This window comes from Mesorhizobium sp. M7A.F.Ca.CA.004.12.1.1 (assembly GCF_003997835.1).
Taxonomy (GTDB): Bacteria; Pseudomonadota; Alphaproteobacteria; order Rhizobiales; family Rhizobiaceae; genus Mesorhizobium.
Genome location: NZ_RZRK01000191.1, coordinates 1 through 8,850 on the forward strand (window position 1 = coordinate 1; position 8,850 = coordinate 8,850).

Genomic DNA, 8,850 nt, shown 5'->3' on the forward strand with positions numbered 1-8,850 from the left:
GCCAAGTCCATGCCCGGCCGCGAAACTGCCGCCCATTTGCGTGGCGCGCGACGATAGCGCCTCGGCGAACCGCTCGGCCTTGCCGTCAAAATCGGCGCGGCCTTCCGGCGGCGACAGATTGTAGTGGATGTTGCCGTCGCCGAGATGCCCGAACGGGTTTATCCGCACGCCGGGAAGAATGTCGTCGCAGATCTCTGCGCCGGCCTCGACGAAACGGGCGATAGCGCCCGGAGGCACCGAGATGTCGTGCTTCAGCTGCTCTCCTTCCAGCCTCTGTCCTTCCGGCTGCTCCTCTCGCAGCCGCCAGAATTGTGCGCGATGCGCGCCCGTCGCCGCCAATGCTCCGTCCAGCACCAGGCCTTGCTCCATGCCCCACTCCAGCGCCGAAGCCAGTATCTCGTCGAGCGGAACGCGGGGGGCGCCCGATGCCAGTTCGACCAGCACATAGACCTCGCCGCGTGCCTCCAACTGGTAGGCGAGGTCGGGCAGGTGTTTGAGGGCCAGTCCCAGCCCGATGTCGGAGAAGAACTCGAGCCCGGTCAGGAATTCCCCCACCTCGCCCCGCAGAAAGGTGCCAAACGAAATCGCCGCGGCGAAATCGGACATGACGACAAGCGCGCTCGCCTGCCGCCGCGGCATCGGGTAGAGCCGCAGGATCGCGCGCGTCACGATGCCAAGCGTTCCTTCCGCGCCGCAATAGAGCTTGCGCAACTGGTAGCCGGCATTGTCTTTCTGCACCGCGCGCAGCCCGTTCCATATCGCCCCATCAGGGGTCACGACCTCCAGGCCAAGCACGAGGTCTTGCATCATGCCATACCGGAATGCCTGGCTGCCGCCGGCATTGGTGCCGACCAGGCCGCCGATCCTGGCGCTGCCTTCCGCGCCGAGATGCATCGGAAACATCAGGCCGTGCGGTTCCAGCGCCTCGTGCAGCGCGGCAAGCACGGCTCCCCCCTCGACGAGGATCGAGCCGCTGTCCAAGTCCGGTTTGCCGATCGCCGTCATGCGCGAAAGCGAAACGATCACCGCATCCGGCCGATCGGCGACGGCGCCGCCGCAAAGCCCGGTGTTGCCGCCTTGCGGCACGACCGCCAGACCGGCCGCGTGGCATGTCTTTACGACACTGGCCACTTCGGAGGTGTCCGCAGGCCTGGCCACGCCCAGAGCCGCGACGCCGTAGCGATCGAGCCAATCGCGCTGATAGGGCCTGGCATCGCTGCCCGAAAGCCATCCTTTCGGTCCGAGCATATCGCGCAAGGCGGTGACGGGATCAGTCACGGACATGGCTGCGGCCTGACGCGGGATCGTTGCATCGATCAGTGACCAAGCACCTGCGACAGGAACTGCCGCGTGCGCTCGTTGCGGGAGGAGGTGAAGAATTCATCGGGAGGCGCCTGTTCGACGATCTCGCCTCCATCCATGAAAATTACCCGGTCGGCAACCCGGCGCGCAAAACCCATCTCATGCGTGACGCAGATCATTGTCATGCCTTCGGAGGCGAGCGTGACTATGACGTCGAGCACTTCCGCGATCATTTCCGGGTCGAGCGCAGAGGTCGGCTCATCGAACAGCATGATCTCGGGCTGCATGCAAAGGGCACGCGCTATCGCGACCCGCTGTTGCTGGCCACCGGACAACTGACCGGGATACTTCATCGCCTGTTCGGGAATGCGTACCTTCTCCAGATAGCGCCGGGCGGTCGCCTCGGCATCCGCGCGCGGCACCTTGCGTACGATCATGGGCGCGAGCATGCAGTTCTCCAGCACCGTCATGTGTGGAAACAGGTTGAAGTGCTGGAACACCATGCCGACTTCCCGCCTGATCCCGTCGATGTTGCCGACATCGTCGTTGAGCTCGGTGCCGAGCACGGTGATCCGGCCGCCATTGTGCTGCTCCAGACGGTTGATGCAGCGGATCATGGTGGACTTGCCGGAGCCGGACGGGCCGCAGACGACGATCCTCTCGCCGCGATCCACGGACAAGCTCACCTTTCGCAGCGCCTGGAATGTCCCGTAATATTTGTCGAGATTTTCGATCAGCACCGCGGGGCCGCTGGATCGGGGCGAGTTTCCTGAAATCACGTAAACGCCCCCTATCGTTCGCCGACCGACATACGGCGCTCGAGAAAAGCGCCATAGCGGGACAGGCTGAACACGAAGATGAAGTAGATGAAGGCGATGAAGGCATAGACCTCGACATAGGCGAAGCGCCACTCGCCGGTGCCGTAGGCGGCATTGCCGGAGGCCAGGATCTCGAAGAAGCCGACGATGATCACCAGCGAAGTTTCCTTGAACGAGATCACGAACTGGTTGATCGTCGCCGGCAGCGCATTGCGCATGGCCTGCGGTAGAAGAATGCGGCCGACGCGCTGCCAATAGCGCATGCCAAGCGCCATGGCTGCCTCTTCTTGCCCACTGGGAACGCCCTGCATCCCACCCCTGACGATCTCCGCCTGGTAGGCGGAAAAAAACAGGGCCGAGCCCAGGATCACCCGGTACAGCTTGTCGCCCACCAGCCATTGCGGCAGTGCGAACGGCAGCACGATGGCGAAGGTGAACAGGATCGAGATCAGAGGCAATGAACGCACCCCGTCGATGATGAGGCCAGTGGTGCGGGAAATCCATGGCAGGCCGGAGCGGCGCAGCAGCGCCAGGCAGATCGCCAGCGGGAAGCCGATCAGGCAGGTGGTCACGAAGATGAACAGGGTCAGCGCCAGTCCGCCCCAGGCCTCCTCGCCGACATAGGGCAGACCAAGCACGCCGCCCTTCATCAGCACGTAGAAAAGCGCCGTTCCGGCTCCCCATACGAGTGCGATGCGGCGACCCGTCCAGAAGGCTGGAACGCAACTTAGCACCGTCATGACCACGACGATCAGGCAAGCCAGGGCCGACCGCCACTGCTCGTCATAGGGATAGAGGCCGAACAGGATGATGCGCCATCGCGCGGCAATGACCGACCAGCAGGCTCCCGCCGCCGCTTGGCAGGCTTCGGGTCCGCCGCTCGTCGTGAAGACGGCCGAGAAAACCGCCCAATTCAGGAGCTTCCAGGCCAGGAAGACCATGACCGCCAGGGAAGCCAGCGACAGCAATGCCTGCAGGGGCGTCGCAAAGAAGCGCCGCCTCAGATCCTCGATCTTGCCAATGGCAGGAGGGGCGACAACGACCATTTCCATCCCTCACCCCCTCAACTGGTTGCCCTTGAGGGCGATTGCTTTGTTGATGCGGTTGAAGATGGCGGCGAGGCTGAGGTTGATGACGAGGAAGCCAGCCATCAGGATGCCGATCGCTTCGATTGTCTGGCCGGAATGGTTGATCGTCAGCGCCACGATCATGAAGAAATCGGTGAAGCCCACCGCGATGCCCATTGTGGTCGCCTTCATCAGCCAGACATACTGGTTGGCGAGGATTGGCAGCATGGCGCGTAGTGCCAGCGGCAGCCGCACCAGCATGAAGACCCGCCACGGGCCGAGGCCCAGGGAAAGAGCCGCCTCGACCTGGCCCTTGCCGACAGCCTTGAACCCGCCGCGCACGATCTCGGCGATGTAGGAGCCGCCATAGATGGCGATCGCGATGGCCAGTGTCGCAAACTCCGGCGGAATGCGCAGGCCGCCTCGCAGATTGAGACCTTGCAGCGCCGGAAAATCGAGTAGCGGCGAGTCGGCCAGGCGGCCGGCCACCAGAACGATGGCCGCGCAGGCAAGTGCCGCCGCCGTGCCGGCAAGCTGAATGCCGCCACGCTGGCCGACCGGCAGGCTGAGGCGCGATGTCCTGCCCAGCCAGATCGGCAGCGCGATGGCGGCAATCACAGCCAATGTCGCCGCAGCGAGCGCGGCGCTGCTGATATTGGGGAACGGGATGTAAAGCCCCCGGCTGGTGAGGAGAAAGCCCCATCCCTCATGCGCGGCGCGCGGCGTCGGCAGATGGGTGATGACGGCATACCAGAAAAAAACCTGGAGGATCAGCGGGATGTTTCGGAAGATGTCCACATAGGTGCGGCCGAGCAGCCGGGCCAATTCGTTCGAGGATGTCCGCGCCAGGCCGACGATCGTTCCGACGATCGTCGCCAGCGTCAGGCCGACGGTTCCCAGAAACAGCGTATTGATGATCCCGATGAGGAAGTACCACCAATAAGGGTCGTTGGCCGTGGCGGGCAGCAGCGAGAAGTTCAGGTCCCAGCCCGTCGACTTGAACAGGAAGTCGAATCCGGAGGTGATCCCCTGCGCCGCCAGGTTCTGTCTGGCGATCACAATGCCGGCAAGCACCATCGCGGCGATCGAGCCGACATACAGGATCTGCAACAGTGCGTTGCGGACTTTTTGATTTCTCAGCAGGCTGACCATTCAGAAATCCTTCCCGAATTGCCGCGCGGTCCCGCCCGGCGGGAGCCGGGCGGGACCTGGAGCGGGATGCGTTCAGAACGGATCAATCAACAACCAGCGGGAACAGGACACCGCCATTGTTCCACAAATTGGTCAGTTCGCGATCCATCTTGTAGGGCGAGTCCTTGCCGAGATCGCGATCGAAGATTTCGCCGTAGTTGCCGACGTTCTTGATCACCTTGTAGGCCCAGTCGTCGGAGAGCCCGAGACCCTTGCCCATGCCTGGCGTGACGCCGAGGAATTTGGCGACCTGCGGTGAAGTCGGCTTGGCCTTTATCTCGTCGACGTTCTTCGAGGTGATGCCTTCCTGCTCGGCAAAGATCAGCGTGCTCAGCGTCCAGTTGGCGATGTCGACCCAGTTGTCGTCGCCTTGCCGCATGATCATGACTTCAGGCTCGACGGCGAGCACGTCGGGCAGGATGACATGGTCGTCGACCTTGCTCTTGGCGATGCGCGCAATGGCCAGTGTCGGACCCCACTGCGCATAAAGATCGCAGCGTCCCGAGAAATAGGCCTGCTCGAGCTCCTCGGTCTTCTCGATGAGCACCGGTTCGAGCTTGATGCCGAGCTTGGCAGTATAGGCAGCGACCTGCTGTTCCTGCGAGGTGCCGGCGGGAATGCAGATCGTGCCGCCTGCGGCATCCTTGAGCGACTTGAGGTTCAGCTCCTTGTGCGCCATCACCTTGGTGGTCCCGAGATAGTAGGACATGGAGAACTGCAGCCCAAGTTCGGTGTCGCGGCTGAGCGTGCCGCCCGAGGCCTTGACGATGATGTCGACATCGCCGGACTGCAGGGCCGGCCAGCGCTGGGCCCAGCTGATAGGAACGACTTTCAGCTTCGCAGGGTCGCCGAACACGGCCGCGGCCACCGCCTTGCAGAGGTCGATGTCCATGCCCTTCCAGTTGCCCTTGTCGTCCACCTCGGCGAAGCCGAGATAGGAGCCGTCATGGCCGGTGCAGTTCAGCATGCCGCGTGCCTTGACGGTTTCGAGCGTCTTGCCGCCGGCGGCTTCCGCCGGCGCCGCAAAATGCACGAGGCCAAGGGCCAGGGCCGAAGCCCCCCATTTCATCATTTTCATGTTCCGTCTCCACTGTTTGAGGTTGTTTGGTTTCTTGTTGTTGGAGGCCCGAAAGGCGTCTTTCAGGCCTCGGTCTCGAAGCCGCTTCTAGTCGGAAAGCGGGGCCGGTTTCGGTAACGAGGAAATCGTGAGGTCGCCGCGCCAATCCTGCTGAGCCAGCCATCGGTGAAGTGCCGCGACCGCCTTCACGCGCAGATGTCCGCGTGGGACGACAAGATAGAAGCCCGGGACTTCCTCCGGCTTCATGTCGGCAATGGCGTCGCGGCCGATCGGCGCGACCAGCGTGCCCGCCCGGAAATCTTCCTCGGCATCGATGACGGAAACCAAGCCCACACCTATGCCTTGCAAGGTCGCCCGGCGCATGGTCGCGGCGTCGTCGAAGCTGATGCTGCGGTCGCCATCCGTCAGTTCCACGCCAAGGTGGCGCAATATGTCCGGCCACAGACGCTTCGACTTGACGGTGTCGAGCAACGTGAACTGTGTCAGATCATGCGCCGACTTGATCCTTTCGCCGATCGCCGGCGTGCAGCAGATGATCTTCGGATCCGGCACCAGCAACGTGGTTTCATAGTCGGACCAGTTGCCGTAGCCCCACTGGACCGTCATATCGATATCGTCGCGCCCGAAATCGGGCAGGTCGACCATGGTCGTCAGGCGCAGGTCCGCGCCCGGCAAGATTTCCCGGAACAACGAAAGCCGCGGCAGGAGATAATGCGTGGCGAAGTATGGGCTCGCATTCAGGTTGATGCGGTCCCGATAGTTCGACTTGGTGACGCGGCGAACGCCTTCGGCAAACTCGTTGAAGCCGGCTTTGACATAGTGCGACAGAAGAATGGCCGACTCGGTCAGTTCGATCGACCGGCCCTTACGCTCGAACAGCGTTACCTGGAGCGTATCCTCCAGAAGCTTGATCTGCTGTCCGACGGCCTGCGGCGTGACCAGCAATTCATCCGCCGCCTGCCGAAAGCTCTTGTGCTGCGCGACCGCGTGGAACACGCGCAGAGCATTCAGCGAGGGAAGGCGCAGCTTGCCGGTCATCGAAATTCCGTTCCTTTCCCTGCTTGTGGCCCGGTCGGTCATGCACTGCCTCGGTCATGCACTGCCAGAGTTCAGTCGCCCGCGGCGAAAGAGACTTAGGCGTATATGTAACCACCTGAAACAATTACGTTTTCACCGGTCATGTAAGTGTTCTTGGGGCTGCCCGTCATCAGCACCCATTCGGCAATCTCCTTTGGCTCGGCACCGCGGCCGAGCGGGCTCGCCTTGGCCAGTTCCTCCAGGAAGCCGAGCGCTTTCGCCTTCTCCGTCGCCATGCCGGCCGGCGCCACCGAATTCACCAGAATGCCGTCCTTCGCCACGTGATGGGCAAAGGATCGGGTAAGGCTGACGACGGCGGCCTTGGTCGCCGCATAGTGAGCGTTCTGCGGATGCGCCTTGAAGGCGTCGACCGAGGTCAGGTTCACGATCCGGCCGCGGACGTGGCTCTTCGGCTCCTGCGATTGCATGTGGCGAACCGCCGCCACCATCATGTGGTAGGTGCCCTTGATGTTGATGCCGTTGGAGGCATCCCAGTCGGCGTCGGTGATTTCGAGGAGCGGGCGGCGAGGGTAGATCGCGGCACAATTGATCAGCGTGTCGACGCGCCCGAGTTTCGAAACGATCGCCTCGAATGCGGCGTGGCACTGTGGGCCTACCTGGATGTCGCAAAGGGCGGTCGCGGTAGGCAGTCCGCTGGCCTTCGCGGTCGCCAGCGCGGACTCGGCGGCTTCCTGGTTGATGTCGATGATGCCGATCTTTGCCGCTCCGGCCTCGACAGCCATCTCGGCTAAGAGGGCACCGAGGCCGGCACCACCGCCAACGATCAGAACGGAAAGATCTTTCATCCCAGTTTTCCTTACTTGGTACCGCTTGGCGAGGTTGGCCAAGTCGGCATGATGTCGAAACGGGTAACGTCGGCCCACGCGGGGAGCCCAAGCACAGCGACGACCATCCTGGCCACGTCATCCGGCTGCACCACTTTGCTGGCGTACATGGCTGCGCGCGCGTTGGCGTCGAGGATGTCCTGGTAGAGCTGCGTCTCGACACGGCCGGCAACGATCTCGGTGACGCGTACGCCCGATGGGGAGAGGTCGGCGCGCAGCGCTGCTGCAAAGCCTGATATCGCCGCCTTGGTCGCTGAATAGACGGCAATGTTGGAGTATGCCGCGTGGCCCGCTGTGGAGCCGGTGAACAATACATGCCCGGACTGCCGCTCGCGCATTTGCGGGACGACGAGGCGCGTGAGCAGGATTGCCGCGCTGAGGTTCACCTCGAGCGTGGTGTCGATGTCAGCGATCTCCATATCGGCGAAGTTGCCGAGCGGCGGCATGACCCCGGCATTGTTGATCAGCACGTCGATGGTGAGATCCGCCAGGGCCGCTTCCAGGGCCTCGCGGTCGGTGACGTCGACGGCAATCGGCACGATGCCGGGCCGCTGTGCCTGCAGCTCCTTGAGCGCGGCCTGGCTGCGCCCGACCGCATAGACGTCGTAGCCGGCGTCGCTCAGCGCGATCGCTATGGCCCGCCCTATGCCGCTCGTCGCACCGGTGATGAAGGCTGTCGTCACGTGGGCTTTCCTGATTGTCTGTTTTCAGTTTGCGGCCCGGGCCGATGCCGCGAAACCAAGAAAACCAGCAAAAAGGAAAGATAAACTTTCGAAAATTTCGGATGCCTCCAAAATCCCTTGGGGTGTTCGGATAACCGCAGCAGCCGAAAACCCAGGGAAACGCTGGCAAGCTGGCGCCTTCAGCCCTTGGGAAACCCGCGCAGCCGGTGACGGAACAAAAAACACGGCTTTCGCAACGGATGTCTAATTTTCAGCTCAGGCGCGCCGATGCGATCGAATTCGCGAGGCCTCATCCGCCTGTCGAGGCAGGCCTTTTCATGTCGGTGAAAAGTGAGGCCGCCGCCGCCTTCTGCTCGGCTTCGATTGCCTCCACGCCAGAGGCTCGGGCCAGGGCGCGCACCCGCCCGAGACTGTTGTGCAGGTGCTTGCGCATGGCCTGGCGGGCGGCGCGGCCATCCTGCCTTTCGATGGCGTCGACGATTGTCTTATGTTCGCTGTGTATGCGCGCGTAATAGCTGTCCTTGAGTTCGGGCGTGACCAGATAGCCGAGCTGGAAGCGCGGCACGATCATCGGCCCGAGATAGCTTAGGAAACCGTGGATGAATTCATTTCGTGCCGCCTTGGCGATCGCCAGGTGGAAATCATAGTCGTAGTGGATCTGGACGACGGCGGGATCGGCCTGCTGGGCGTCGACCTGTTCCATCAAGGTGCGGATCGCGCTGGCTTCCGCATCGGTGCGCCGTTCCGCGCACAATCCCGCCGACTCCACCTCGACGCTCAACCTCAGCT

Annotated in this window: 10 protein-coding genes; 1 reads left to right on the forward strand and 9 read right to left on the reverse strand. The window is 62.9% G+C overall.

Going from position 1 to position 8,850, the window contains the following annotated elements:
• The 8 genes from EN984_RS12580 to EN984_RS12615 all read right to left on the reverse strand — a co-directional run.
• Positions 1-1,284 (reverse strand): FAD-binding oxidoreductase (locus tag EN984_RS12580; RefSeq protein WP_245480057.1); only part of this gene is annotated, 1,284 nt, incomplete at its 3' end.
• Between the two features lie 32 nt (positions 1,285-1,316).
• A complete protein-coding gene (locus EN984_RS12585; RefSeq protein ID WP_127267664.1) occupies positions 1,317-2,081 on the reverse strand; it encodes an amino acid ABC transporter ATP-binding protein in 765 nt (254 codons plus the stop codon).
• Between the two features lie 11 nt (positions 2,082-2,092).
• Complete coding sequence (locus EN984_RS12590; RefSeq protein WP_127267663.1) at positions 2,093-3,172, reverse strand: amino acid ABC transporter permease; 1,080 nt, start codon at positions 3,170-3,172, stop codon at positions 2,093-2,095.
• 3 nt (positions 3,173-3,175) lie between these two features.
• Complete coding sequence (locus EN984_RS12595) at positions 3,176-4,339, reverse strand: ABC transporter permease subunit (RefSeq protein ID WP_127267662.1); 1,164 nt, start codon at positions 4,337-4,339, stop codon at positions 3,176-3,178.
• 82 nt (positions 4,340-4,421) lie between these two features.
• Positions 4,422-5,456, reverse strand: coding sequence for an amino acid ABC transporter substrate-binding protein (locus tag EN984_RS12600; RefSeq protein ID WP_127267661.1), 1,035 nt, complete (start codon positions 5,454-5,456; stop codon positions 4,422-4,424).
• An 87-nt stretch (positions 5,457-5,543) separates the two neighbouring features.
• Positions 5,544-6,494: a LysR substrate-binding domain-containing protein gene (locus tag EN984_RS12605; protein WP_023810154.1), complete on the reverse strand. Its 951-nt coding sequence runs from the start codon at positions 6,492-6,494 to the stop codon at positions 5,544-5,546.
• A 95-nt stretch (positions 6,495-6,589) separates the two neighbouring features.
• Positions 6,590-7,339: an SDR family oxidoreductase gene (locus tag EN984_RS12610; protein ID WP_127271850.1), complete on the reverse strand. Its 750-nt coding sequence runs from the start codon at positions 7,337-7,339 to the stop codon at positions 6,590-6,592.
• An 11-nt stretch (positions 7,340-7,350) separates the two neighbouring features.
• On the reverse strand, positions 7,351-8,061 hold the full coding sequence (locus tag EN984_RS12615; RefSeq protein ID WP_127268816.1) for an SDR family oxidoreductase: 711 nt from the start codon (positions 8,059-8,061) through the stop codon (positions 7,351-7,353).
• Here EN984_RS12615 and EN984_RS12620 point away from each other — a divergent pair.
• Positions 8,045-8,308: a hypothetical protein gene (locus EN984_RS12620; protein ID WP_127268817.1), complete on the forward strand. Its 264-nt coding sequence runs from the start codon at positions 8,045-8,047 to the stop codon at positions 8,306-8,308. The genes EN984_RS12615 and EN984_RS12620 overlap by 17 nt on opposite strands.
• 42 nt (positions 8,309-8,350) lie before the next feature.
• Here EN984_RS12620 and EN984_RS12625 read toward each other — a convergent pair.
• On the reverse strand, positions 8,351-8,850 hold a 500-nt coding region (locus tag EN984_RS12625), incomplete at its 5' end, for an FCD domain-containing protein (protein WP_164765452.1).